This is a genomic window from Klebsiella sp. JN_Kp127, from assembly GCF_040062505.1.
In the GTDB taxonomy this organism is placed as follows: Bacteria; Pseudomonadota; Gammaproteobacteria; order Enterobacterales; family Enterobacteriaceae; genus Klebsiella; species Klebsiella quasipneumoniae.
In genome coordinates this window covers 80600-103168 of the sequence record NZ_JBEAHS010000005.1, presented here as the reverse complement: position 1 = coordinate 103168, position 22569 = coordinate 80600, and the positions used below count along the sequence as shown (strand labels likewise).

Below are 22569 nucleotides of genomic sequence, written 5' to 3'. Positions count from 1 at the left end.
CGAGGCACGCCGGTATATTTTCCATGGCGAAAGGTGAGCGTCTGGTGAAAGAGGGGAGAGGGCGGTCGTGTCGACGAATGAACAAGAGAATACTCCGCCGGCCTGGCCGGCGGAGGGGGCGGCGTTTATATCGGTCTCGCCGTCAGGGTCATCATATCGCCGATCGCCCGCTGGCGGTCAAAATGGCGATCGCGGTGGATCTCGCTCTCGCCCACCTGCAGCGAGGCGGCCCAGATCTGCTGACAGCGCGGCCGGCGGCGGGCGTCAAAATGCGCCAGCGCGGCTGCGACGCTGTCGGTCTGCTGCAGCGCTTCGCGCAGCACGATGGCATCCTCAATCGCCATGCCCGCCCCCTGACCGAGGTGCGGGGTGGTAGCGTGAACCGCGTCGCCCACCAGAACGACTCGTCCCTGATACCAGGGATCGTCGACGAACAGCTCCTCCAGCGGCTTATAGACGACCTCGTCGTTGTTAACGATATGCTCCCGCAGGCTCCCCGGTAACCCCGCGCCGGGCGGCAGACGGCGGCGCATCTCTGCCGCCAGCTGGTCGCGGGCGTAGCGGGGGTTATCCGCTTCGTGGGAGGTGATAAACAGATACATCAGATCTTCCCCCAGCGGCACCAGCCCGCAGTTGCAGCTCTCGCCCATAAAGCACATCAGATGGTCCACCTCCGGCGGACGCGGAAAGTTGTAGCGCCAAACGCCCTGACCGGTAAAGCGGGGACGATAGCGCTCGCCATACAGCATGCCGCGCACCCGGGAGTAGATCCCGTCGGCGCCTACCAGCAGATCGTAGCGCCCCTGGCCGCCGCGGCTGAAGCTCACCTCCACGGCATCGTCAACCTGACGAAAGGCGTCAATACTCTCGCCAGTGGTCAGTCGGACCCCCAGCTCCCGGGCGGTGGAACAGAGGACGTTGTGCAGGGCCAGGCGGGAGATGCCGACGTTAGCCGGGAACTGTTCACCCGCCAGCCGCTGGCCGGGAAAGCTGGCCAGCTGGTGGCCGCTCAGGGTGTGCACTGAGACGCTGTCAAACGGCCAGGCGGCGTCCAGATAGCGTTCCAGCACCCCAAGCCGCTGCATTTCCCGCACGACATTGTTCTGCTGAATGATACCGACGCCGTAGACCCGCCACTGCGGCTGGATCTCCACCACGTCGACGGCGACGCCGGCCTGGCGGAGGGCGATGGCGGTGCACAGACCGCCGATGCCGCCGCCAACGATTAATACGTTATTGATGTTCATCGTAGCTGTTTTCTCCAGGGTACAGAGTAGAGGACGTTAACCAGGCCAGCGGCGCGCTGACTAATCGCGATAAAGAATGATCGCTATCGCAAAAAACGATATCGCCGTGGAAATTGAAAACAAAAAGTTGCAGAAAAGTTAAATTAAGCCACAGGATAAGCACGCCATTTCTCGCCGGGGGACCCATGCGTTACCAACATCTTGATCTGAACTTACTGGTGGCACTGGATGTGTTACTCGATGAACAGAACATCACCCGCGCCGCGGGCCGGTTGCATATGACCCAGTCTGCCACCAGCGGGGTGCTCAACCGGCTACGCACCTACTTTGAGGACGATCTGCTCACCCAGGTGGGCAGAAAGATGCGGCCCACGCCGCTGGCGGAAGAGCTGCGGGAGCCGGTCCGCGACGTGCTGATGAAAATTCAGACCTCCATTGCCCGCCGGCCGGTGGATGAGCCGGCAACCAGTAAGCGCCATTTCCGCATTATGGCCTCGGATTACGTTATCAACGTGATGCTGAAGGATGCGCTGCAGGCGGTACACCTGCAGGCGCCGAATATGACCTTTGAGTTTTTCTCGCCGGACGCCCAGTCCACCGGCATGCTCAACCGTGGCGAGCTGGATATCATCGTGGCGCCGGAGCGTTTTATGGCCGCCGACCATCCCGCCGAAGCGCTGTTTGACGAAGAGTTTGTCTGCCTGGCCTGGGCGGACAATCCCCACACCGGCGAGGCGCTGACCCTTGAAGCCTGGCAACAGCTGGGGCACGTGTCGGTGGTCTTTGGCCGCGAGCGGCAGCCGGGGCTGGAGGGCAATCTATTTGCCGAGTCGGGGCTGAGCCGCCGTATCGAGGTGGTGACCCACAGCTACCACTGCGTTCCGCAGCTGCTGATCGGCACCTCGCGGATCGCCACGCTGCACCGGCGGCTGGCGGAGCAGTACGCGGCGATGCTGCCGCTGCGTCTTTTCCCGGTCCCGGTGACGCTGCCGGTCATGCGCGAATTTATCGGCTGGCACCGCTCGCTGGATAACGATCCTATCTTCGGCTGGCTGAAAGCGAAAATCGTCGCCAGCGCACGCTAACCCACTGGTATTGCTCCCGTCGATACCTGACATCCTGAGACATGATTGGTCGCCCGCAGGTGCTTTATGTGACAGTGCCTGCGCTACAGCGATTGCGACTGAATGTTGAAGGATGACCCTATGTTTCGCTATTTCCCTAAAAACTATGTCTGGAACCTGTCGGTGGATCTCTCCATCGAGATGGGCGCCCGCATCGGTGAGATCGAAGAGATGTGCGCGCCGCTATTGGCCGCGTCCGAGCATCCCGACGCCGAAGGCACCCGCGCGTTCCGGGAAACCTGGTCCCGCATGGCCGATAAATTATGCGCGCTGGCCGGCGAAGATGAGGCGCGGGGGCGGCGGCTGTCGGCAGGAGAGAAATATCTTCGGGCGGCCAACTATTACCTGACCTGCGAGCGCCTGCAGGCGCATGGCGCGCCGGACCGCGATGCGCTGTACCGCCGCTTTCTCGATGTCTTTGCCGCCGGGCTGCACCATACCCATGCCAACTGTCAGCGGGTGACTATTCCCTACGAGGGCAAAACCCTGTCGGCGCTTTACGTCCGCGCCGAAGGGGCGACCGGCCGCGCGCCGCTGCTGGTGCAGGTCAACGGTCTCGACTCCACCAAAGAGATGAAATATCTGGTGGGGCTGCCGCAGTGGCTGGCGCGGCGCGGGGTCTCCTCGCTGGTGGTCGACCAGCCGGGAACCGGCGAAGCGCTGCGTCTTCACGGCATGCAGGCCCGCTATGACAGCGAGCACTGGGCCAGCCGGATCGTTGACTGGCTGGAACAGCACCCGGAGGTGGATGCCGGGCGCATCGGCATGGAAGGGGTCTCGCTGGGCGGCTATTACTGCCCGCGGGCGGTGGCGTTTGAGCCGCGCTTCGCCTGCGGCGTGGTGTGGGGCGCCAATCACGACTGGCGGGAGGTACAGCAGCGCCGCCGCGAACGCGAAGGCGATTTTCCGGTACCGCACTACTGGCAGCATGTGCGCTGGGTGTGGGGGGGCGAGGATATCGACGCTTTTATGCGCATCGCGGAGAACGTCCATCTCGACGGCATTCTCGACCGCATACGGGTGCCTTTCCTCGTCACCCATGGTGAAAAGGACTCGCAGATCCCGGTGAAATGGGCGCAGCGCACCTACGACCAGCTGGTGAACAGTCCGCGCCGCGAGCTGAAAATTTTTACTGACCGCGAGGGCGGTGTGCAGCACTCCAGCTTCGACAACTCGATTAACGCCGGGCACTACATCGCTGACTGGGTGGCGGAAGCCCTCGGCGGCCGGGTGGCCTGAACACGCATAAGGAACAACCGCGATGAATATTCTTGGTCCGGATTATCTGGTATTTGGCGTCGATGACCTGACGGGCTGCCGACAGTTTCTTCTCGACTACGGTTTACGCGAGCAGGAGAACGGTTTCTTTAGCGCGCTGGATGGCACCGGGGTGCTGCTGCGGGAGCGTGACGATCCGTCGCTGCCCGCGGCGCTGCCCAGCGGCAGCCAGCTGCGGGAAACCGTCTATGGCGTGGCGGATAGCGCCACCCTTGAGGCGATCGCCGAGACGCTGCGCCGCGATCGCGAGGTGAAGCTCGGCGCCGACGGCGTGCTGCGCTGCGTCGATGATGCCGGCTTTGCCCTCGGGTTTCGCGTCAGCCAGCGCCAGCCGCTGCAGCGGGAAGGGGAGAAAATCAACGCCCCGGGGGATCGCGCCGGGCGGCCGGTCAACCAGACCGGGGCCAGCGCTGACATGGCGGCAGAGCCGCGCTCGCTCTCCCATGTGGTCTATTTTGTGCCGGACGCCGCGCGCGCGGAAGCCTTCTATCAACGGCTGGGCTTTGTCTGTACCGATCGCTTCACCCACGTCGGCCCCTTCCTGCGGCCCGCCGGCACCCAGGATCACCATACCCTGTTTCTGATCCAGGCCCCGCCGTTTATGACCGGTATTGAACACTTTACCTTTCATCTCGGCGGCCCCACCGAGCTGATGATGGCCGGCAGCCGCTTTCAGCAGAAGGGGTATCAGACCTTCTGGGGGCCGGGGCGCCATCAGCTGGGATCGAACTGGTTCTGGTACTTCAACAGCCCGCTCGGGTGTCACATCGAATACGACGCCGATATGGATCAGCACGATGACCACTGGCAGCCGCGCGAAGCGCTGCCGGGAGCCGATAACTCGCAATATTTCCTGCTGGGGTATCGCGAGAAGTGGGCCCCCGGTCCGGATAACGCTCGCTGATGGTTCGCCTGTGCCGTGCCGACAGCCTCGCCGAGGGCCAGGCGCGGGGATTTGACCCTACGGGCAGCGGGCAGGCGACGGTGATTGCCTGCCGCTATCAGGGAATGCTCTATCTGTGGCGTAACCGCTGTCCGCATCTGGATACCCCGATGAACTGGCGGCAGGACGCTTTTTTCAACGCCCGGGGCGACCGGCTGGTCTGCTTCGCCCACGGGGCGATTTTTATGCCGGACAGCGGCCTCTGCGTGCAGGGCGCCTGCGTAGGCCAACGTCTGAGTCCGCTGGCTGGCGAGGTGGACGCCGACGGCTGGCTCTGTCTGCTGGAGGAGGCAGGTTATGAAACTGGCAACACGAGATAACGGTGAACGCGACGGCTGCCTGGTGGTGGTCTCGGGCGATTTGACGCTGATGGCCGATGCGGCGGATATCGCTCCGACGCTTCAGCAGGCGCTGGAGCAGGCCGCGCGGGTCTGGCCTGCGCTGCAGGCGCGCTATCAGGCGCTCAATGCGCGCCGCTACCCGGCGGCGCAGCCCTATGATCCCCGGCGCCTGCTGGCGCCGCTGCCCCGCGCCTGGCAGTGGCTGGACGGTTCGGCCTTCCTCAGCCATGGCGAGCGCATGCAGCGGGCCTTTCATCTGCCGCCGATTGCCGGCGCCGACCAGACGCCGCTGATGTATCAGGGCAGCGGGGACGACTTTCTTGCCCCCCACGCCGGGATAGTCTGCCGCCGGGTCGAGGACGGTCTCGACTTTGAGGGCGAGTTCGCGGTGGTGGTGGACGAGGTACCCCAGGGGTGCTCGCCGCAGCAGGCGCTGAGCTGTATCCGCCTGATCGTCTTGCTCAACGATATCAGTCTGCGGGCGCTGGCGCCGCGCGAGATGCAGACCGGGTTTGGTTTTATTCACGCCAAACCCGCCTCGGCCTTTGCGCCGGTGGCCCTTACCCCGGATGAACTGGGCGAGGCCTGGCAGCACGGGCGGGCGGCGCTGACGCTGCAGGTGACCCGCAATGGCGAGCCGTTTGGCTGCCAGTCGGGCAGCGAGATGCATTTCCATTTTGGCGAACTGATTGCCCATGCGGCGCAGACCCGCCGCCTGCGCGCCGGGACGGTGGTGGGTTCCGGCACGGTGTCCGGGCCGGACGCCAGCCGCGGCGCCAGCTGTATCGCCGAGGTGCGGGCCATAGAGATGCTGGCCTTCGGCGAGCCGCGCACGCCGTTTTTGTCCCCGGGGGAGCGGGTGACGATGGAAGCCCACGCCCCTGATGGCCGGCCGCTGTTTGGCGTGCTGGATCAACATGTTGTGATGTTAACGGAGTAAACCATGATCAATCTTTTACAGGGGCGTCGGCTGATCGACCTCTCCGTCACCCTGGATAACAATCCCTGGACCGACCCGCCGCCGCTGCTGCCGAACATTGAGTATCAGGATCATCAGCAGGGATGGCCGGAAATGGCGGCGATGTTTCCGGGACTGGAAAAAACGCAGATGCCGGGAGAGGAGGCCTGGGCCTCGGAGCGCCTGACCGTGACGCCGCACAATGGCACCCATATGGATGCTCCCTGGCACTACAGCTCAACCACCAACGGCGGCGAACCGGCGTTTGGCATCGATGAGCTGCCGCTGGAGTGGTGCCTGCGCCCCGGCGTCCGGCTGGATTTTCGCCATGTCGCCGACGGGGCGATCCTCCAGCCGGAGGATCTGCAGCGCGAGCTGGCGCGGATCGATTATCGCCTGTCGCCGCTGGATATCGTGTTAATCAATACCGCCGCCGGCGCCCGCTACGGCCAGCCGGATTATCTGCAGCGCGGCTGCGGCATTGGCCGGGCGGCAACGCTGTGGCTGCTGGAGCAGGGGGTACGGGTGGTCGGCACCGACGCCTGGAGCTGGGATGCGCCCTTCCACTTTACCCGCGAACGCTTTCAGGCCAGCGGCGACGCCGGGCTGATCTGGGAAGGACATAAAGCCGGCAGGGAGATCGCCTATGGGCAAATGGAGAAGTTGAGCAACCTGGAGCAGCTTCCCGACCACGGCTTCTGGGTGAGCTGTTTTCCCTACAAGATCCGCCGCGGCTCGGCCGGTTTTATCCGCGCGGTGGCGATTGTCGACGCCTGAAGGAGTCGATGGTTATGTTAATTTAATGTGAATGCATTGTGTTAATTGTGATAGCAATCGCAGTCCATGCCACCTGCATCCGGTAGGGTAGAACGGTATGTGTGCTGAGTTCGCTGCGGCGTGTTCAGCCAGGATACCGGGGCGACAGAGCGCCTTTCTTTATCGATAAAAAATAGAACTGTAATTCATATTCTAAATAAAGAGCAGTGACGGAGAGCGGAAGATGGTGATGCACAAGGTTTCAGCAACCCCGGGCGAGGCGGGGGCCGTACAGGCGATTTTACTGATGTTGGCGGCCCTGTTGCCGATCATGGGGACCTTGACCATGCTGCCGGTGATGCCGCTCCTGTTCGGCCATTTTGCCGCGCAGCCGCACGCCCAGCTGCTGGTGCCGATGATCATCACCATTCCGGCGGTGAGCATGGCGCTGCTGGCTCCGCTGGCGGGGAGGGTGGGCGATCGCCTGAGCCGTCGTCGCCTGCTGATTGCCGCCACTGCTCTGTACGCGGGGTTTGGCCTGCTGCCGGTGATGCTCGACGATCTGTATGCCATTCTGCTGGCGCGGCTGGTGATGGGCATCGCCGACGCCTTTATTCTTACCACCGCCAATGCGCTGGTTGGCGACTACTTTGCCGGCGAGGCGCGCAGCAAATGGCTGGCGGTGCAGAGCGGCATCGGTTCGATACTGTCGACGCTGATCGTGCTGGGCGCTGGCCTGCTGGGCACCCTGGGCTGGTATGGCCCGATCTACCTGTATGCGCTGGCGATCCCGGTGTTTATCGGCCTGTGCCTGTTCACCGCTGAGCCGGCGACCCGGCGTCGCGCGGACAGCGTCGCTGACGAGGAGCCTGTCGCTTTTCCACGGCGCAAAATGGCGACGATCGGTCTGATTACGCTCGCCAGCGCGATCCTCTACTTTCTCGAGCCGCTGCAGATAAGCCAGGTGTTCAGTCAGCTCGGGCTGACCTCCAGCAGCCAGATCGGCATCGCCACCGCCGTTGCGGGCATTGGCGTGCCGCTGGGCGCCTGGCTGTATGGCCGCAGCGCCAGGCAGCGTGTCGACAGGCAGTTTTTCCTTTTTTACGCCATTTTTGGCCTCGGTCTGCTGTTTATCGCCGTGGCCCACAATCCGCTGGCCGGCGTGGCGGCAGCGTTCGTCGCGCAGGTTGGTAACGGAATGCTGATCCCTCTGATGCTGGCCTGGATGTTGGAAGCCCTGCCGGCGCCGCACCGGGCGACGGGGATCGGTATCTGGCACACCTTCTTTTTCCTCGGCATGTTCATCAGCCCGGTTCTGATGACCTTGCTGAACGGCATGACCGGCAGCATGCAGGACAGCCTGCTGCTGTTTGCGCTGCTGACGCTGGCTATCGCCGGCGCGACGGGTATCGCCAGCGCCCGGATGGGGGGCCGCCGCGCGCTGGCTCGTTAATTTCACCTGACAACATAATTACCACACGCCCGCCGGTCTCCCGGCGGGAAGGGGAGGCCATTATTTAGAAAAAGCGTACACCTTATTTAGCGTTAACTTTCAGCCTAATTAATCCCTGTAAATAAACGTATTGTGACTAATTTATTTTTCACGATATGGCGCATCTTACCTGCAAAAAATAAAAATGAGGGTTTATTATGAGTCTCTGCTGTACCGACGTAAGTAAGAAAATAGTGTTTCCACTTTCGGCGCTGACGCTGGCGATATTCTCCAGCACCGCGCTGGCCGATACCTGGACCTGTGAGCAACTGGATAAACTGAATACCCGCTCCGCGCAGGTCGTCAGCCCTCCGTCAACCTGCGAATCGCTCATCGGCGATATTGGCGGCTTTCGCAGCGCGCTGGCCGACCGCGGGTGGGGCGTCCAGTTAAGCTGGAATCCGATGGTGATGTACGATCTGAAAGGCCAGTCCGCCGACCCGCAACAATATGCCGGGCAGAATTTTACCTGGTCGCAAAATATGTCGCTGAACGTCACCTACGATTTAAGCCGAATTGGTTTTAGCAAAGACGCGCAATTTACTTTTTCTCCCCAGTGGGCGACCTCGAATTATCATGATAGCTATCCGGAACTGCATAATATTGCGGTGCTGGCGGTGAACCAGCCCTTATTAAACGGCCAGCTGGAACTGCAGTATGGTTTTTATCCGTTAATTCGTCAGTTTTACGGCATGGTGCTGGGGGGTAACTCCTCCTCAGCCGCGCTGGGGCCGACCAGCGTGATCCCGGTGCAGGTGGGGATCAGCCTCAACGCGCCGACGCCGACCTTCACCGCCATCGTCCGCGACAGCGATAAGAAGTTCTATAACAACTTTGCCGTCAGCCGCAGTATGTCGCCTGCCGGACATCTCGACGACGTGGAGCAGAACCCCTCGGGGCTGAAATGGCACGTCGATGGCGCCAACCCGATCCTGGTGAATGAGTTTGGCTTTAAGCAGGCGGCGGGCGAGTCGCAGCGATCGCTGTGGTTCCGCGCCGGGGCTATCTATAACACCTCGCACTACCAGTATTTTGACCAGCCCGGCGACAGCAGTAGTAACTATGCGTTCTACGTCGCCAACACCATGCAGCTGACCCAGCCGAAAAAAGGGCTTCCGCTGGGGCTGTATCTCGATGTGAAAGCGGACTACGCGCCGGACGATCGCAATGCTTACACCAGCGACTTCCAGGTGACCTTCTTTGACATCGGCCTGTTTCCCGGCCGCGAGCAGGATATGACCTCGCTGGGCTACACCCGCTCCTTTATCAGTAAGAAGTTCCGCGATTATGTCGGCGAGGCGGGGATGGAAGCGCCGCAGAGCATCAACGCCATCTCCCTGTCGCACGCCCTGCGCGTGACGAAAGGGATTTACTGGATCAACGGTATCACCTGGCAGGATAACCCGACGCTGGTGCCGAAGCATGAGTCGGCGGTCCTCTGGCAGTCCTCGATGTACTGGAACTTCTGACACCGATCGCCTCAGGGTTTTAACCCCGCCCGCCGGTACGCTGCCGCCGGGCGGTTTTTTTTTCGCGAATCGGCTGGCGCAGGAATAAAAAAAGAGGGCCGGCATGTTGCCGACCCTCTTTGACATCGATCCGGGCTTAGCCCCGGTGGCTGATTTTCCCGTCGGGAGTCAGCACGAAATCGAAGGTTGCCCGGATATCGTCGCTGGCGAAACCCACCGCCAGCTGCCAGGGGCCGCTGGCCAGGCGCCATTCCTGGGCTGGCACCTGCCAGCGCTGCAGCGCGTGACGCGGCAGGGCAAGGGTCAGGGCGACTTCCTCGTGCGCCGGGACGCTGACCGCCGCAAACTCCGCCAGCGCCGACCAGGCCGTCTCCGGCCCCCGCAGGTAGAGCTGGACCACTGCTTTTCCGGCGCGGGCGGCGCGGTTTTCCAGCCGGCAGCGCAGCTGCAGAGCGTCCACCTCGTCGCCTGTCAGCGCGGCGGCGCTCAGGGTGATATCGGCATACCCCAGACCGTGACCAAAGGCCCAGGCGGCGGGGCGTTCGCGGGCGTTAAACCAGCGATAGCCCACCTGCTGGCGCTCGTGGTACCAGAGGTCCCCTGCGGCGTCCGGCGTCAGGCTGCGCACCGGATAGTCGTCCAGACGCTGGGCGAAGGTCACCGGCAGGCGACCGCCAGGCTCACGATCCCCGGCCAGCACCGAGGCCAGCGCCGGGCCAAACTCCTGGCCCGGATACCAGACGACCATGACCGCCGCCGCGTCGGCGAGACACCCGGTATCCACCGGATGGGCGACGTTCAGCACCACCACCGTCCGCGGATTCGCCGCGCAGACGGCGCGGATCAGGGCGACCTGATGCGCCGGCAGCGCGGTAGCGTCCCGGTCGATGCTCTCCAGACCGGCATCGGCCGTTTCGCCGATCACCAGCACCACGCTGTCGGCCGCCCGGGCATGGTCGACCGCCTGCTGCAGCAGGTCGATGGTTTGCGGGGGCTGGCAGCCGAACCAGATGCCGTGGGCGATACTGCTGCCTAGCGCCATCTCGGCCCGGAAGGTCAGGGTTTCCCCCGCCTGCAGCGGGAAGTCGAGACGGGTATGTGGGGCTTGCATCAGCTTGCCCATGATATCCCCCTCCAGCGCCTCGCCGTTAAAGGTCGCCATACGCTCGCCGTTCAGCTGCAGGGCGATCTCCCCGGTGCCGCCGATCCAGAAGCCGTAGCGGCCGCTCACCGGCGCGGTGAACTGGCAGCTTACCGTCACGGTGGCGCGTTCGGTCAGGCGCAGCATGTCGCCGACGCCCGGCATATCGCGGAACCAGATCAGCGAGGAGGCGTCGCGCACCTCCTGATGAACCACGCCCCCGTCGGCGGTGGCGTAGGCAACGTCCAGGCCGCGCTCGCCGGCGGCGGTGCGCAGCGGCAGATGATGCAGAGGCGGGATGCGGTAATCGCTCTCCACCCCCTGGGCATAGCTTATTTCGACCCCTGCGGCGGAAAAGCGCTGGCGAATGGCCTCCAGAGGAGAGATCAGCCCCGGCATCAGCGCCACTCTGGCAAAGGTCCCGCCCTGGAAGCAGGGCGTCGTGGCGTTGGGGCCAATCACCGCCAGCCGCTGTCCCGCCTGCGCGGCGTGGGGCAGCAGCCGCTGGCGATTGTGCAGCAGGACAAACCCCGCCGCCGCCGCCTCTTCGAGGGTGTGACGCCGCTGCGCCTCGGCGGCGGCAGAGCCATCCCAGGGCAGGGGATGGCTGACCCGTTCGGCCAGCCGCGCCAGCCGGACGGCGGCATCGTCCAGCCGCCGGGCGTCGCTGTCGGTGTCCATCAGCGCGGGCAGCAGGCGCTCGCCCATATGGCGGGCCGGGCCCGGCATCTCCAGATCCAGCCCGGCGCGGAAGCTGGCCGGGCCGTTCTGGGTGCCGAACCAGTCGGACATCACCAGCCCGTCCCAACCGAGATCGCGCTTCAGCCACTGGCTGATGGCCTGATGCTGCTCGGCGCAATAGATCCCGTTCACCCGGTTATAGGCGGTCAGCATGCCCCAGACGCCGCGACTGGCCGCCACTTCGAACGGCCAGAAATAGACTTCGCGCAGGGTGGCTTCATCGACGACCACGTTCATGGTCCGCCGATCGGTTTCCGAATCATTGCAGACCATATGCTTGACGATGCAGCCCACCCCCTGACGCTGGACGCCGTCGATCCACGCCGCGCCGAGCTCGGCGATATGCCGCGGGTCTTCGCCGAAAAGCTCAAACGCGCGGCCGGCAAGGGGGCTGCGCAACAGGTTCAGGTTAGGCGCCAGCAGCGCCTGCGTTCCGGTGCGCAGCGCCTCCTCGCCGATGACGCCGCCAACCCGGCTGACCAGCTGGCGGTCCCAGCTGGCGCCAAGCGCCAGCCCGCAGGGGCTGAGCAGGGCAATATCCCGCTCGTCAACCCGGCCGCCGGTGATCCCCATCGGGCCGTCGGACAGGGTGACTGAACCCAGCGTGGAGTGGGGGATAGGGTGGGTGGACCACATCCCCATCCCGGCGGTGAGCCGCGCTTTTTCGGCAACGCTAAGCGACAGACTGAGCGCAGGCATCGGCATGTCTCCGTAAGGGGGCGGCGGGGGCGAAGGCCAGCGCCTGTTCGGCTACGGTGGCCAGCGCGCGCTGGACCGCGTCGTCGGTGCAGCGTCCCTCGCTGTCGAACAGCGACACGCCGGCGGTGTTGAGGGTCACCCCCAGCGGAGTCGGCCAGCCGCGCAGGGCGTGAACGATCCCGCGCATGGCGCCGAGGGTGGTGTTGCAACCCTGCCAGCCGGCGGCGGTGACGATGCAGCCCACCGCCCGGCCATCAAGATAGACCCGGCTGTCGCCGCGCAAATCTTCCAGCAGGTCGATGGCGTTCTTCACCAGGCCAGACACCCCGCCGTGGTAGCCCGGCGAGGCCAGCAGAATGCCGTCGGCCTGGCGCACGGCGTCGACAAACGCCGTTTCCTGCGGCGTGCGAGTGGTGACTTCCGGGTTAAACGGCGGCAGGGCCGCCAGTTCAGCGCCGCCGAACAGCTGGGTCTGCGCGCCGAGCGTGCGGGCGTGGGCCAGCGCGGCGGCGAGGGCGCGCTCGGTGCTGGAGCCCGGGCGGGTGGTGCCGCCGATGCCGATCAGCAGCGGCGGGCGTGAGAAAGCAGGTTTATTCATAGCAGGATCTCCCGGTCGGATTAGCGAAAGCGCGGCAGGATCTGGTCCGCAAACAACGAGATCGACTGCTGGCTCAGGCGCAGGCGCTCCTCGGTCAGCGGGCCGTTGGTGAAGCCGAGCAGCACGTTGCCGATGCCCAGCTGCTGATGGCGTTCCAGCTCCTCGGCGACGGTCTCCGGGCTGCCGTACAGGCACCAGGTTTTGATCCACTCTTCGCTGAAACAGTCCGGATGGCGGTGCAGCGTAACGCCGCTGAACTCTTCCGCCCGCTTGTTGTACTCATATTCCCGGTCGATGGCCTGCTGGTACCAGCCCATGATCTGCAGCATCTCTTCGCGGGCCTGCTCGTCGGTGGGGGCGATATGGACGCACTGCCAGGTGTGGGTGGTCCACGAGAGGCAGTGGTTCACCACCTCGTCGCTATGGCCGGCGTTGAGCAGGGCATCGCGGTAGCGGGTGAAATAGTGGGTCAGCTGGCCAAACGGATCGTTGCTGGCCGGGATCGGCGGAGTAAACGCGGGAATAAAGGCCGGCCAGCCGTTATCGGCGGCGCGCTGCATGCTGGTTTCACGCAGCGCCACCGGCATAATGCGGTTGAACGGTTTTTGCCAGGGGGCAGGAACGATGCGCTGGACTACCGCGCCCTTATAGTGGCCGGTTTCGAAAATGATCGGATCGTCTTCAATATTTTTCTCCCACAGCCGCTGGACCAGATCGAGGTTCTCCTGCAGCAGGCTGGAGGCGTCCTTGTAGTTCACGCCAAAGCCGATCATCTCTTCCGGCGTGGTGCCGCTGCCGATGCCCACCAGCAGGCGGCCTTCGGTGAGTTGATCCAGCAGGTTAACGCGCTCGGCGAAGCGCACCGGGTGGTGCAGCGGGACGGTGGTCACCGACATGCCGAAGTGGATCTTTTTCAGCTGGCCGGCCAGGTAGGCGGCGAAGACAAACGGATCGCTGGACATCGGCGCATAGCCGGTGAAGTGATGGTCTGGCATAAAGACCGCATCGAAGCCGCGATCTTCGGCCTGGCGCGCATGATCGATCAGCGACTGCATGACAAAACGATCCTGCTCGGGGGCGGTGGAACGGCCGACGAGGAAAACAGAGAAACGCATAGCAACTCCTGGGTTGTGTGGTGGTTGTTATTATTAAATAGAACTAGAATTATGATTCTAGTTGTTTATCAAAGAATGAAAATGACCGCCATCACACTTTTGTCACATCGCCGACGGGGGAGTCGGGTGGGCAATTTGCAGCGTGGTCGCTAACTGCAATACACTGCGGGGGTTTTCTATGGATAAAGAGGTGAGAACTGCGATGACCGATCTTCCCGCGATGCGCCAGCCGAAACAGGACCGGAGCCGGGTGGCGCTGGAGCGGCTGATGGCCGCCAGCCGTGAAATCCTGCATGAAGGCACCTTTGAGCTGCTGACCATTGCTGAAATCAGTAAACGCTCGGGCGTTTCTGTCGGCTCGATCTATGCCCGCTTCGGCGGCAAAGAAGATCTGTTTATCGCCGTCATGATGGAGGTGATGCAGGAGCTGGACGCCGAATGGCAGCAGCTGATCCAGCAGCTGCACGCGCGCAATCTGCCGCTGCGCCAGCGGCTTCCGGCGCTGATGGATGTCCAGGCGGAGTATCTGCGTCGCCATGCCGGGATCCTGCGGCCGTTTATGGCGCGGGCGGATGATGAGCGCGTGGCGGGGATTGGTAAAGCCGCTTACCAGAAAAATGAGCAGACCTTTATCGACCAGCTGCTCGACGCCGCGGCGGAGATCCGCCACCCGGAGCCAGAGCAGGCCGCCCGCTTCTGCTTTACGGTTTCGTATGCCGCGCTGGCGCGCTTCCTCGGCCTGGGGTCGGCGGCAGAAGCCGCCGGCGAGGGCGACTGGGAACAGCTCAAACGCCATCTGGGCATGATGTGTCTGAGCTATCTGGTTACCCCCGTCGAGGCCGGCTAAGCCGCGGGATTTTACTTCGCTAACTGCCAGGCGCTGGCCTGCTTGTGCTGACGCAGGCGCTGGCTATGGCGGGAGAAGGTATAAAGAAATATCGCGGCGGCCAGCACCAGCGCCGCGATGCCGAGCGTCAGGAAGGCGCTCAGCACATCGTTCCCGGCCCGCAGGCGGATCGCGCCGACGATAATCGGGCTGACGAACATGCCCGCGAAGAAGGCGCCGGACCAGGCGCCCATCGCCCGGCCGCAGTAGGCGGGCGGAATCAACGATCCTACCCAGTAAATCATCGCATTAATCGCCATGCCGGCACCCAGCTGCTGGATGGCGGAGCCGATCCCCATGGCGATCAGCGTCCGCGATTCGCCCACCACCAGCATTCCGATCCCCATCAGGCAGAGCATGATGGCGAGCACGCGCTCCGGCGTATAGCGGCGGGAGACCAGACCGAACAGCAGCGAACCAACCGGCACGGCGAGGCTGACCAGCGACATAATCAGGCCGATACGCTGTGGGCTGGCGTTTTGCAGGGTATGAAAGGCGTTGGCGCCGTTGATGGTGTACACGTAATAAATGATGGCGCAGACAAAGGTAAGCACGCTGAGGGCGATCACTCGCGGCCACGGAAACGGATTATGCTGCGCCGCCTGGGCGGCGTGCTGCGGACGGGCCGCCTGAGCGGGTTCGAACATCCAGAAGTACATCGCCAGAAACAGCAGGATGGCGACAAAGTAGATCATAAAGGCGCCGTTCCAGCGCAGGGCGGTCAGATAGCCGGAGCTGGCCAGCACCAGCACCGCCAGCGCCGGGCCAATCACCCCCTGCACCGTCAGCCAGAAGCGGCGCTGTTTGTCGTCAAAGTAATCGATCAGCATGGTGTTAGCGATGGTCAATACCACCGCCTCCGCCAGCCCGACGCCGAGGCGGCTGCAAAAGATGCCGGTCAGGGAGGTGATGTACAGCGGCATTGTGCCGCAGATGCCATACAGCAGCGTGGCGCTGAGCAGCAGTTTGCGGCGGCCAAATTTATCCGCCAGCCAGCCGGTGCAGGGCCCGGCGATAGCGATCACCAGACCGGGCGCGGTGAGCATCAGCGGCACCAGGGTTTCGACATAAGGCACGCCGGCGAAGTGCTGGATCAGCGTCGGGACCGCCGGCGCCAGGGAAACGATCGCCAGGATGGGCAGAAAGGCGGTCAGGGCGATGATGATGCCCTGGATCGCGCCGGCTTGCGGCGCGTGGGGCGGATTCAGACTATGGCTCACGACGTTCTCCTTTTATCGCGCGGGTCGCCTGTCGTTGGCGGCGGCGCGGTTTTTTAGTATGCAGGTCAGGGATACAGGTGGCGGCGGGAATAGCCGCGGATTTAAGAGTAGGAGCAGGAACGGCGCGGGGAAAAATTGTGATTACGTATGTGATCCATCACAAACAAAAATACCATTTGTTTTGTATGGTTTTTTGCGGCAATAAAAAGGCGACCGGTGTCGCCTTTCGCTGGGAGCGGGGCCGCTTGTGCCCCGGTGAGCCAGAGGCGCTACAGCAGCCGCGCCACGATATCGTCAGCGGCGAGGATCGCCAGCGCGACGCTGGTCAGCGTCGGGTTGCAGGCGGTTGAGGTGGGGATCGCGCCGTTGCCGCCGACGTACAGATTGTGAAAACCCCAGACCCGCGAGCGGCGGTCGGCCACGCTGTTGCCGTCGTTCGCTTCTCCCAGGCGACAGGTTCCCTGGTAATGCAGCGAGGTGCCCGCCGGCAGGATCATGGCCTCCCCGCCGGGCGCCACGCGGCCCAGCGCGGCGCCGACGCGTTCAGTCACTGCCACCGCCTGCTGTAAACGGCGGCGATCGCCGTCGGTTAACTGATAGTTCAGCTGCATTTTCGGCAGCCCTACGGCGTCGGTTTCATCACTGAAGACGATCCGATCCTCCTCGCGCAGCTCCTTGGCGAGGAACAGCCCCAGGCCCACCACCGGCTTCGCCGGGGTACCCGACGGCTGGGCAAAGGCGATCGGCGAAGTATCCATCTGCATCAGTTGACCGTGGAACGGAAAATCGGGCTCATGGAACGGCAGCCAGGTGACGCCGGAGACATTGTCCCGTCCGTCGCGCACCGGGGAGGTCGGCGCGACGGCGGCCGGCGGGGCGTCCACTTCAATCAGGGCGATCACCTGCGGCTGATCGTTGAGCCAGCGCCCCAGCGCCCGCGGACGGATGCCCGAGGCGTACAGCAGCTGCGGCGTACGCAGCGCATCGGCGGCGACCACTACCGCTTTGGCCGTCACCACATACTGTTCGCCGGTACGCAGATCGCGCAGCTCCGCCCCGCGGGCGACGCCGTCCTCGCTGAGGATCCGCGTGCACAGGGTGGCGGTGCGGATCTCCACCCCGCGGTGGCGGCGGGTCTCTTCCTCCGCCAGCTCGCCGAGCACCGCGTCGACGCCGGACCAGCGCGGCTTGCCCTCCGGCGTCGCGGCGCAGGCCAGCGGCATAGGCTGTGCCAGCCGCGCCGGCGGACGGTCGCTGGCGAAGTGCTGATTAAGGGCATCGACGATTTGCCGGCCGATGGCGGTGGCCGGAAATCCTTCGCGGGTCACCTGCAGATAATGCTCTGCCGACTCCCAGGCGTCGGCCATCTCCCGGGGATCGAGAAAGGGAATGACTTCGCTGCCGCCCGGGCGCGGACAGGCGCAGGTCCAGTGGACGCCCATGCCGCCGAGGTTAGTGGAGAGCGCGGCGGCCGGCATGCCGCTGTGGGGCGCCGTCGGGTCGAGAAGATGGGTGCCGGGCCGCGCCTGCAGGGCGTCTGCCGGCAGGTTTTCCGGCAGGGCGGCCAGCGGAAACGCCCGGGCGCGGTCGTAGGCCGTTTCCCGCTGCGCTGGCGCCAGGTTGCGGATATTAACCCCGGTGGCGGGCGTCAGCGCTTCGCCGGCTTCCACCACCAGGATCCGCGCGGCGCGGCGGTCGGCAATCCGCCGCGCGAAAGCGGCGCCTACCGGGCCGCTGCCAATAATCAGTACATCGATGTTCTCATCCATATCAGTCCTTGCCTTTGTTGTTCTCCGGGCGCATGCCCGTTGCAGGTGTACAGAAAATAGGTACTACAGCTTTGTGCGTCCTGATAAATGGTTCCTCATGATAGCAGCCATTGCCGGACGCGATAGGTCATGGCTTCCCTGGCGGGGGAAGCACCGAGACGGGCAGCAGGCGGCTGAGGGCGGCAATCGCCAGCAGGATCAGGGCGCCAAGGGTCAGCAGGGTGATAAACGCCCCGCGCCAGGCGTCCGGCGCGGAGGCGCTTTGCGCCAGATAGAAACCGCCAAGGGTCGCCATGCCGAGGGCGGCGCCAAACTGCTGGCCGGTGCGAAATAATCCCGACGCCGCGCCGGCGTGGGCCACCGGGATCGCCGCCATGGCAAAGGCCGGCAGTGGGGCGGAGATAAGCCCCATCCCACAGCCGCACAGGCCGAACCCGAGACCCAGCGCGGTCAGCGGCAGCGTCCCCGGCGCCGCGGCGATCCCGTAGCCCATCAGCAGCAGGCCGCTCATCTGCACGGTCACCCCGACCAGCGTCACGTTACGCCCAAGACGAGGCGATAGCCGGCGGCCGGCGACGGCGATGGAAAACATCGCCCCGAGGGCGAAGGGGATGTGCAGCAGGGCGGTATGGAACGGGCTGAAGCCCAGCCCGCTCTGCAGCACCAGCGCGGTGGCCAGCAGCAGCGAGGCGGTGGTCAGCTGATAGAGCAGGGTGATGACGATCCCGGCGCGAAAGAAGCGGTCGCGCAGCACCGCGGGGGGTAACAACAGCGTGCCGCCCCGGCGTTCACGGCCCAGCAGATGTCGCCAGAGGAGGGCCACCGTGATGAGCGACAGCAGCGGCGGCAGCGCCATCCATAGCGGCCAGCGCAGGGCGGGGCCTTCGATCAGGGTGAGCAGCAGCGCGCCGCCGCCCACCACCGCCAGCAGGGTACCCAGCGGATCGATACCTTTGGCCGCCGGGCTGCGCACCGCCGGCAGCGCCCGCCAGGCCAGTATCACGGCGACGACGATCACCGGCACGTTGATCAAAAAGATCGGCCGCCAGCTGAGGCCGAACAGATTGCTTTCGATGATGATCCCGCCGAGCACCGGGCCGAGGATCCCGGCGGCGCCGCCGAGCAGGCCGAAAATACTCATCACCCGGAAACGTTCGTGCGGGCGATACAGAACCTGCATCAGGGAGAGGATTTGCGGGCCCATCATCGCCCCGCTGGCCCCCTGCGCAATACGCATCGCCACCAGCATCTCCGGGCTGGCGGCCAGCCCGCAGCCGGCCGACGCAGCGCCAAACGCCAGCAGTCCGCTGATAAACAGCCGCCGGTAGCCATACAGATCGCCGAGCCGACCGCCGGTGAGCAGCAGAATGGAGAAAAAGAACAGGTAGCCGGTGACCACCCATTCAATTTGCCGCGGGCTGGCGAGCAGATCCCGCTGTACCACCGGGATGGCGACATTAATGATCGAGACGTCGATGATCTCCAGCACCAGCGCTATCGAAACCACCAGCGTGGCCAGCGTGCGCTGCCGCTCGCTAGTATAGGGAGGCGCCTGAACCGCGGCCGCCGAAGCGTTATTGAGCATGATGTACCTTCAGATTTGGTTAAAAACTTGTTAAATAATGTTGACAATTTATAGCAACCAGAGATTAGAATTAGAGCACTCATTCTGGTTATGCCGCGTCAGATCCTGCTGTTGACCGCGAAGCCAGAAGGGAAGGCGTCACACTGCCGCTCCGAAACAGAATAAGAATTCTTATTCTAATTTTGTTTGTTTTGATCTGGCAAGTAGAGAAGGGGGTCGGATGTATTTGTCCGCATGTATTGAATGGCTGTTTCGTGAAGAGTATCCCGATTTCAGCGATCGGGTCCGGGCGGCGAAAGCGCAGGGATTCAGCCACGTTGAGTTTCATCTCTGGCGTGATAAACCGCTGGCGGCGCTGGCGCAGGCGCTGGAGGAGACCGGCGTGAGGCTGTCGAGCTTCGTGGTGGAGCCCCGGCGCAGCCTGGTGGATCCGGCGGAGCATGAGCAGTTTCTGGCGGCAGTGAGCGACAGCCTTGCGGCCTCGCGCCAGCTGGGGTCGCCGCCGCTGGTGGTGGCCTCCGGCTTCAGCCGCGAAGGGGTGGCGATCGCCGAACAGCAGGCGCAGGCGATCCACATCCTGCGCCAGGCGGCGACGCTGGCGGAAGCCGCCGGGGTCACTCTGCTGCTGGAGCCGCTCAACACCCGCATCGATCATCCGGGGATGTTCTTAAACGACACCCGGCTGGCGCTGGACATTATCGAGGCGGTCGACAGCCCGCGGCTGCAGCTGCTGTTTGACGTCTATCACTCGCTGGTGATGGAAGAGGAGATGGAGGAGGTGCTCGGCGGCAGAATGCACCGGGTGGGACACGTGCAGATAGCGCAGGCGCCGGAACGTAACGAACCGGATCCGCGCAGCGGCGAGTGGCCAGAAGTGATCGCCCGGCTGCAACGCCTGGGCTACAACGGGGCCATTGGCCTGGAGTATAAACCGTCGCTGCCCGCAGCGGCCTCGGTGGCCCGCGCCCGCGAAGCGACCGGCTTATCCTGTTAACCAACTTACCTGGTACTTTTATGACTCAGAAAATAAAACGCGGCGTCAGTCTGTACAGCTTTCAGAATGAGACCTATCTCGGCAAGATGTCCCTCGATCAGGCGATCGGTCACTGCGCGGCGTTCGGCGCCCGCGGCATTGAAGTCGTCGGCGAACAGACCTTCGCCGGCTGGCCGGAGTGCGGCATGCCGGAGGCGGCGATCGCCGACTGGCGCCGTCTGATGCAGCGCCATGACACGGTGCCGGTGTGCCATGACTTTATGCTCGACTATAAACGCTATAAAGACCGGCCGATGCCGTTTGACGAGCAGGTGCGCAGCGTGCAAAACGACATCGATTTTGCCGCCCGGCTGGGCATGCGCTTTATCCGCTCTCTGGTTTCCGTGGCGCCGGAGGTGCTGGTGGCGGCGGCGCCTTATGCGGAAGACAAAGGGATCACCATTCTGCTGGAGGTGCACGCCCCGCTGCATTTCGACCATCCGTGGATTATTCGCCATGCCGAAGCCTATGAAAAAGCCAACACCCGGGCGCTGGGCTTCCTGCCGGATATGGGGATGTTTTTAGCCCGCTTCCCGCGGGTGTGGAAAGAGCGCTTTATTCGTAACGGTTGCCCGCAGGCGGCGGCGGATTTTATCGAGAAAGCCTATGAGGAGCGGACGCTCAGCGAATACGTGATCCTGGATGTGATGCAAAAATGGGGGCCGGGCCCGCAGCTGGCGATGGCGGAAACGCTGCGCCACAACGCGGCGTTCGAGCCGAAGCGGATGCTCGATTTTATGCCGCGGATCCACAACATTCATGCCAAATTCTATGAGATGACCGACGAGATAAGCGAATGGTCAATTCCCTACGATGAGATCTTCCGCGTGCTGCAGAAGGGCGGCTATGAGGGGTATGTGTGCTCCGAGTATGAAGGCAACCGCTGGGTGGAAGATGCGCAGGAGGTGGACAGCCTGGAGCAGGTCCGCCGCCAGCAGCTGATGTTCTGTCGCCTTTTAGATGAAACCCCACCCCCGGCGCTGCTGGGTCAGTAAGGAGCATTATCATGTTTGATCAGCATATTATCTGCCGCGAAGGTTTCGGCAACGTCACCCGCGACGGGGAAATTATCGGCGTGCGCTTTTTGGCCCGTCTGCCTTACTACCGCGGTCTGGGTTTGTCGATGGTGGAAGATATCGCCGTGACCCTCAACGGCGAAGCCATCCCGCGGCAGGCGATCCGCCTGGCGCTGCGCGGCCGGGAGTGGACGCTCGACGAGCTGGAGAGCGTTTACGACGACCGGTGGAACTTCGGTGAAAAGGCGACCATCACGGTGCTCAAACCCGGCGGCCTGCCGGCCGGCTGGCATCGCCTGAAGGTGGCCGAGAGGCTGCGGATCTCCTATCTGCCGTTTGTGCCGGTGACCACCTTTGAAACCGAGCTGGAGTTAACGGCGTAACCTCCCACAGGATCCGCTGCCGTTATGGCAGCGGATTTCTATACCACGGGGCAGCCACCGGGGAGCGCTGAGGAGATTGCCGTCCAGTCAAACCGCTTCGGAAGAGCGCGGTTTCTCAGCCCGCCTGTGCAGACGAAATAGGAAAATTTACTTCGCAGGCTAACCGCAGATTGCTTCAAAAAAATTCCCGTATTTGTTATATTGTTGTTCATTGATTACTCACCTCTGCGGTGCCAAAAAGAACAAGATTCACCGCAACCCAGGACAATACCATGTTAGATTACCGCTTCCCGACAGCTTTGCAGATGGTTCTCAGCGTAGCAATGGCGGAGCAGATGGGTGAACGTTCGACGAGTGCGATTCTGGCCTACGGCCTGGAAGCCAACCCGAGCTTTATCCGCAAATTAATGGTTCCGCTCACCCGTGACGGCATCATTGTCTCCACGCTTGGCCGCAACGGCTCTATTCATCTTGGCCGCCCGGCGGACAAAATCACTCTGCGTGATATCTATCTTTCCGTTATCGAAGATAAAAAACTGTGGGCGTCGCGCCCTGACGTCCCGGCCCGCTGCGTGGTCAGCGCCAACGCCTGCTGGTACTTCAAGTCGGTCGCTGACGAAGCGGAGCAGGCTTCGCTAAACGTCCTCGCTCGCCATACCGTGGCCAGCGCGCTGGAGGCACTTAAAAACGCCGATACCAGCGGCTGCGACCCGGTACCGGAAATGATCGCCCGCTTTAAAAAAGCGCATTAATCCTGGTCCTGACGAAAAAAAAC

General features: G+C 63.5%; 20 protein-coding genes. 13 read left to right on the top strand and 7 right to left on the bottom strand.

The genetic code is table 11. The features are described 5' to 3' along the window. Positions 1-125 precede the first annotated feature (125 nt). Complete coding sequence (locus ABLV04_RS03970) at positions 126-1247, bottom strand: FAD-dependent oxidoreductase (protein WP_023290721.1); 1122 nt, start codon at positions 1245-1247, stop codon at positions 126-128. Positions 1248-1432: 185 nt separating this feature from the next. On the opposite strand from ABLV04_RS03970, the gene ABLV04_RS03965 reads away from it, so the two are divergent. From ABLV04_RS03965 to ABLV04_RS03930, 8 genes are all read left to right on the top strand, one after another. Then, a complete protein-coding gene (locus ABLV04_RS03965; RefSeq protein ID WP_023290720.1) occupies positions 1433-2332 on the top strand; it encodes a LysR family transcriptional regulator in 900 nt (299 codons plus the stop codon). A 120-nt stretch (positions 2333-2452) separates the two neighbouring features. Next, positions 2453-3610: a prolyl oligopeptidase family serine peptidase gene (locus ABLV04_RS03960; protein WP_023290719.1), complete on the top strand. Its 1158-nt coding sequence runs from the start codon at positions 2453-2455 to the stop codon at positions 3608-3610. Between the two features lie 22 nt (positions 3611-3632). Then, entirely contained in the window at positions 3633-4553 is a 921-nt protein-coding gene (locus ABLV04_RS03955; RefSeq protein WP_023290718.1) for a VOC family protein, read from the top strand. Beyond that, positions 4553-4912, top strand: coding sequence for a Rieske 2Fe-2S domain-containing protein (locus tag ABLV04_RS03950; RefSeq protein ID WP_049013840.1), 360 nt, complete (start codon positions 4553-4555; stop codon positions 4910-4912). The genes ABLV04_RS03955 and ABLV04_RS03950 overlap by 1 nt, the downstream gene beginning before the upstream one ends. Further along, on the top strand, positions 4890-5873 hold the full coding sequence (locus ABLV04_RS03945) for a fumarylacetoacetate hydrolase family protein (protein ID WP_032454935.1): 984 nt from the start codon (positions 4890-4892) through the stop codon (positions 5871-5873). Before ABLV04_RS03950 ends, ABLV04_RS03945 begins: the two co-directional genes overlap by 23 nt. A 3-nt stretch (positions 5874-5876) precedes the next feature. Next, entirely contained in the window at positions 5877-6668 is a 792-nt protein-coding gene (locus ABLV04_RS03940; RefSeq protein WP_023290715.1) for a cyclase family protein, read from the top strand. 229 nt (positions 6669-6897) lie between these two features. Continuing rightward, on the top strand, positions 6898-8100 hold the full coding sequence (locus ABLV04_RS03935; RefSeq protein WP_261971843.1) for an MFS transporter: 1203 nt from the start codon (positions 6898-6900) through the stop codon (positions 8098-8100). A 197-nt stretch (positions 8101-8297) separates the two neighbouring features. Further along, positions 8298-9608, top strand: coding sequence for a carbohydrate porin (locus ABLV04_RS03930; protein WP_043521376.1), 1311 nt, complete (start codon positions 8298-8300; stop codon positions 9606-9608). A gap of 136 nt (positions 9609-9744) precedes the next feature. Here ABLV04_RS03930 and ABLV04_RS03925 read toward each other — a convergent pair whose 3' ends face one another. The 3 genes from ABLV04_RS03925 to ABLV04_RS03915 are packed head-to-tail and all read right to left on the bottom strand — an operon-like array spanning position 9745 to position 13902. Continuing rightward, positions 9745-12189, bottom strand: a complete 2445-nt coding sequence (locus ABLV04_RS03925; RefSeq protein ID WP_348815371.1) for a glycoside hydrolase family 3 C-terminal domain-containing protein — start codon at positions 12187-12189, stop codon at positions 9745-9747. After that, the gene (locus ABLV04_RS03920) at positions 12164-12787 is read right to left on the bottom strand and encodes an NADPH-dependent FMN reductase (protein ID WP_048298064.1); all 624 of its coding nucleotides are present in this window, start codon (positions 12785-12787) and stop codon (positions 12164-12166) included. The genes ABLV04_RS03925 and ABLV04_RS03920 overlap by 26 nt, the downstream gene beginning before the upstream one ends. 20 nt (positions 12788-12807) lie before the next feature. Continuing rightward, a complete protein-coding gene (locus tag ABLV04_RS03915) occupies positions 12808-13902 on the bottom strand; it encodes an LLM class flavin-dependent oxidoreductase (protein ID WP_014907086.1) in 1095 nt (364 codons plus the stop codon). Between the two features lie 202 nt (positions 13903-14104). Here ABLV04_RS03915 and ABLV04_RS03910 point away from each other — a divergent pair, with 202 nt between their 5' ends. Next, positions 14105-14749, top strand: coding sequence for a TetR/AcrR family transcriptional regulator (locus tag ABLV04_RS03910; RefSeq protein WP_012967405.1), 645 nt, complete (start codon positions 14105-14107; stop codon positions 14747-14749). Positions 14750-14760: 11 nt separating this feature from the next. Here ABLV04_RS03910 and ABLV04_RS03905 read toward each other — a convergent pair whose 3' ends face one another. The 3 genes from ABLV04_RS03905 to ABLV04_RS03895 all read right to left on the bottom strand — a co-directional run bounded on the left by ABLV04_RS03905 (position 14761) and on the right by ABLV04_RS03895 (position 19362). Then, positions 14761-16008, bottom strand: coding sequence for an MFS transporter (locus ABLV04_RS03905; RefSeq protein WP_023290709.1), 1248 nt, complete (start codon positions 16006-16008; stop codon positions 14761-14763). 269 nt (positions 16009-16277) lie between these two features. Then, positions 16278-17777, bottom strand: coding sequence for a GMC family oxidoreductase (locus ABLV04_RS03900; RefSeq protein WP_348815369.1), 1500 nt, complete (start codon positions 17775-17777; stop codon positions 16278-16280). A 127-nt stretch (positions 17778-17904) separates the two neighbouring features. Then, positions 17905-19362 carry an MFS transporter gene (locus tag ABLV04_RS03895; RefSeq protein ID WP_233673068.1) on the bottom strand — a complete coding sequence of 486 codons (1458 nt, stop codon included), beginning with the start codon at positions 19360-19362 and terminating at the stop codon, positions 17905-17907. Between the two features lie 220 nt (positions 19363-19582). Between ABLV04_RS03895 and ABLV04_RS03890 the strand changes: the two genes are divergently transcribed. From ABLV04_RS03890 to ABLV04_RS03875, 4 genes are all read left to right on the top strand, one after another. Further along, the gene (locus ABLV04_RS03890) at positions 19583-20356 is read left to right on the top strand and encodes a TIM barrel protein (protein WP_050533618.1); all 774 of its coding nucleotides are present in this window, start codon (positions 19583-19585) and stop codon (positions 20354-20356) included. A gap of 20 nt (positions 20357-20376) precedes the next feature. Further along, positions 20377-21390: a TIM barrel protein gene (locus ABLV04_RS03885; protein WP_049013851.1), complete on the top strand. Its 1014-nt coding sequence runs from the start codon at positions 20377-20379 to the stop codon at positions 21388-21390. An 11-nt stretch (positions 21391-21401) separates the two neighbouring features. Continuing rightward, positions 21402-21794, top strand: a complete 393-nt coding sequence (locus tag ABLV04_RS03880) for a DUF6379 domain-containing protein (RefSeq protein ID WP_050533619.1) — start codon at positions 21402-21404, stop codon at positions 21792-21794. 272 nt (positions 21795-22066) lie between these two features. Further along, a complete protein-coding gene (locus ABLV04_RS03875) occupies positions 22067-22546 on the top strand; it encodes an Rrf2 family transcriptional regulator (protein WP_023290703.1) in 480 nt (159 codons plus the stop codon). Positions 22547-22569: the final 23 nt, after the last annotated feature.

What these genes read in the sequence shown, in the direction of transcription:
- ABLV04_RS03885 (WP_049013851.1), top strand. Translation starts at nt 20,377, where the DNA reads ATGACTCAGAAAATAAAACGCGGCGTCAGTCTGTACAGCTTTCAGAAT.
- ABLV04_RS03895 (WP_233673068.1), bottom strand. Translation starts at nt 19,362, where the DNA reads ATGCTCAATAACGCTTCGGCGGCCGCGGTTCAGGCGCCTCCCTATACT.
- ABLV04_RS03915 (WP_014907086.1), bottom strand. Translation starts at nt 13,902, where the DNA reads ATGCGTTTCTCTGTTTTCCTCGTCGGCCGTTCCACCGCCCCCGAGCAG.
- ABLV04_RS03955 (WP_023290718.1), top strand. Translation starts at nt 3,633, where the DNA reads ATGAATATTCTTGGTCCGGATTATCTGGTATTTGGCGTCGATGACCTG.
- ABLV04_RS03925 (WP_348815371.1), bottom strand. Translation starts at nt 12,189, where the DNA reads ATGCCTGCGCTCAGTCTGTCGCTTAGCGTTGCCGAAAAAGCGCGGCTC.
- ABLV04_RS03920 (WP_048298064.1), bottom strand. Translation starts at nt 12,787, where the DNA reads ATGAATAAACCTGCTTTCTCACGCCCGCCGCTGCTGATCGGCATCGGC.
- ABLV04_RS03965 (WP_023290720.1), top strand. Translation starts at nt 1,433, where the DNA reads ATGCGTTACCAACATCTTGATCTGAACTTACTGGTGGCACTGGATGTG.
- ABLV04_RS03890 (WP_050533618.1), top strand. Translation starts at nt 19,583, where the DNA reads ATGTATTTGTCCGCATGTATTGAATGGCTGTTTCGTGAAGAGTATCCC.
- ABLV04_RS03900 (WP_348815369.1), bottom strand. Translation starts at nt 17,777, where the DNA reads ATGGATGAGAACATCGATGTACTGATTATTGGCAGCGGCCCGGTAGGC.
- ABLV04_RS03935 (WP_261971843.1), top strand. Translation starts at nt 6,898, where the DNA reads ATGCACAAGGTTTCAGCAACCCCGGGCGAGGCGGGGGCCGTACAGGCG.
- ABLV04_RS03940 (WP_023290715.1), top strand. Translation starts at nt 5,877, where the DNA reads ATGATCAATCTTTTACAGGGGCGTCGGCTGATCGACCTCTCCGTCACC.
- ABLV04_RS03930 (WP_043521376.1), top strand. Translation starts at nt 8,298, where the DNA reads ATGAGTCTCTGCTGTACCGACGTAAGTAAGAAAATAGTGTTTCCACTT.
- ABLV04_RS03970 (WP_023290721.1), bottom strand. Translation starts at nt 1,247, where the DNA reads ATGAACATCAATAACGTATTAATCGTTGGCGGCGGCATCGGCGGTCTG.
- ABLV04_RS03910 (WP_012967405.1), top strand. Translation starts at nt 14,105, where the DNA reads ATGACCGATCTTCCCGCGATGCGCCAGCCGAAACAGGACCGGAGCCGG.
- ABLV04_RS03945 (WP_032454935.1), top strand. Translation starts at nt 4,890, where the DNA reads ATGAAACTGGCAACACGAGATAACGGTGAACGCGACGGCTGCCTGGTG.
- ABLV04_RS03960 (WP_023290719.1), top strand. Translation starts at nt 2,453, where the DNA reads ATGTTTCGCTATTTCCCTAAAAACTATGTCTGGAACCTGTCGGTGGAT.
- ABLV04_RS03880 (WP_050533619.1), top strand. Translation starts at nt 21,402, where the DNA reads ATGTTTGATCAGCATATTATCTGCCGCGAAGGTTTCGGCAACGTCACC.
- ABLV04_RS03950 (WP_049013840.1), top strand. Translation starts at nt 4,553, where the DNA reads ATGGTTCGCCTGTGCCGTGCCGACAGCCTCGCCGAGGGCCAGGCGCGG.
- ABLV04_RS03875 (WP_023290703.1), top strand. Translation starts at nt 22,067, where the DNA reads ATGTTAGATTACCGCTTCCCGACAGCTTTGCAGATGGTTCTCAGCGTA.